Below are 523 nucleotides of genomic sequence, written 5' to 3'. Positions count from 1 at the left end.
GTTGCGCCTGCTTCTACCGCATTGATGATGTTGTCACCGGTAATTGGATTCACCACCACCACTGGGGTCGTGATATTCACCGTGTAGCTCGCATCCGCAGTTGCATTGCCCACGTTGCCTGCGGCATCCGTCGCTGCAATGCTGACGTTAATCACTTTGTCGGCATCAAGCACCAATTGCCCGCCGGCAACTGTCACAGCCCATGTACCCCCCGCTTGTACGGTGGTGGTCAGATTGACGCCATTGACATTCACCGTGACCACATCACCAACGGTGTATTCACCGCTGACTGTACCACTGATGGTTTGGTTCGCACCTGCTTCGGTTGAGTCAACCACACCATCGCCCGCAATTGGGTTAATGCTGATTGTCGTGGTGCTGTTGTCTGGTGGGGTGATATCAACGGTATACACTTGCGTATCAGTGATGTTGCTGCTGTTGCCCGCTGCATCGGTAAAGGTCGCTTTGGCATCAATGGTTTTATCACCATCCGCCAACAGGTCACTGCCTGCAACCACTGCAC

The 523-nt window shown here is 53.9% G+C and carries 1 pseudogene; it reads right to left on the bottom strand.

The features are described from left to right. Window positions 1-523 (bottom strand): annotated as a pseudogene (locus tag F909_RS21410) (Ig-like domain-containing protein); the annotation flags it as partial.

Origin of the sequence: Acinetobacter sp. ANC 3929 (genome assembly GCF_000369405.1) — a bacterium.
In the GTDB taxonomy this organism is placed as follows: Bacteria; Pseudomonadota; Gammaproteobacteria; order Pseudomonadales; family Moraxellaceae; genus Acinetobacter.
The sequence above is the reverse complement of the archived record's forward strand: the minus strand, read 5'-3'. Positions and strand labels throughout refer to the sequence as shown.